Annotated in this window: 2 protein-coding genes and 1 pseudogene; all 3 read left to right on the top strand. The window is 49.1% G+C overall.

Annotated elements, in window-relative coordinates:
• Positions 1 to 112: 112 nt before the first annotated feature.
• A complete protein-coding gene (locus tag QWI16_RS00300; RefSeq protein ID WP_302710718.1) occupies positions 113 to 532 on the top strand; it encodes a helix-turn-helix domain-containing protein in 420 nt (139 codons plus the stop codon).
• 15 nt (positions 533 to 547) lie between these two features.
• A pseudogene (locus QWI16_RS18795) lies at positions 548 to 973 on the top strand (integrase core domain-containing protein); the annotation flags it as partial.
• On the top strand, positions 974 to 1,264 hold the full coding sequence (locus tag QWI16_RS18800) for a hypothetical protein (protein ID WP_502552978.1): 291 nt from the start codon (positions 974 to 976) through the stop codon (positions 1,262 to 1,264).
• The last annotated feature ends 63 nt before the right edge of the window (positions 1,265 to 1,327 follow it).

Here is a 1,327-nt window from a genome sequence, read left to right on the forward strand (position 1 = left end):
TGTACGTACCCATTCATAGGTTACACCTTTGTCTACATACATAGGTAACAGTTTTTAAACTGATAGGCACTGCCATGTGGAGGTGCCTATGCCTTGGAAAGAGACAACGCCTATGAACCAGAAACTTACATTTATTGCCGACTACTTACAGCGTCGATACAATTTCACTCAGCTTTGTCGAGCCTACGGAATCAGCCGAAAGACAGGCTACAAATGGGTTGATCGATACAATGAGCAGGGCATAAAAGGCCTTTGGAATCAGAGTCGTAAGCCCTATTCTCACCCATTTGTTATTCCACGTGCCATTCGTAAAGCCATTGTGGATCTAAGGCAGAACACGCGGCTCACATTAGGCGCCAAGAAGATTCAGGTGCGTCTGAAAGCACAATTCCCCGATATATCGCCGCCAGCTATATCCACGATAAACAAGGTGTTAGCTTCTGAAGGGCTGACAAAAAAGCGCCAGGTGCCCCGCCGTGTTCCCCGGGACTGCTCGCCCCTAGATGAGGCAACCGAACCTAACCAACTCTGAACAACAGACTTTAAAGGCCAATTTCGATTATCCGGCGGACAATGGTGTTACCCATTAACGCTAATGGATCAGTTCAGCCGCTTCCTGCTCGGATGCGAGTCTCAGGAGGATATTACTACCGCCAACACGATGAAGAGCTTTAGGCGCCTATTTAATGAATATGGTTTACCTGAGCGCATTCGTAGCGACAACGGCACCCCTTTCGCCAGCAAGGCGACTGCAGGCCTTTCACAGCTATCGGTCTGGTGGATCAAACTCGGCGTCATTCCAGAGCGTATACAGCCAGGCAGGCCGCAGCAAAACGGAAAGCACGAGCGTATGCACCGCACTTTAAAGCAGGATGCCACTCAACCACCCTCTGAAACCTTCGAAGATCAGCAAAAGCGCTTCAATGGCTTTAAACGCCTCTACAATAAAGAGCGGCCCCATGAATCCTTAGATATGAAAACGCCTTCTGAAGTATATCTCCCTGCCGCGCGCGAGTACCGAGAGCCCTCAGACCCTGTTGAATATCCCAGCTATTTCGAAGTACGAAAAGTTCGAGGCCCCGGTATTGTGTATTGGAATGGCGGGCAGCTATACGTCTCACACCTGCTCGACGGAGAGCCAATAGGCATTAACGAAATTGACGACGGAATCTTCGATGTGTACTTTAGCTTTTACCGGCTCGGGCAGTTTGATGTAAGAGACGTTACCAATGGCAGCGTCTCATACTGGAGCCTAAAAGTGTAACCCATGTATATGGACACATGTGTTACCTATGTATGCGGACTATACAGGGTGTCCTCTTTTGAG

This window comes from Gilvimarinus algae (assembly GCF_030518215.1).
Lineage (GTDB): Bacteria > Pseudomonadota > Gammaproteobacteria > Pseudomonadales > Cellvibrionaceae > Gilvimarinus > Gilvimarinus algae.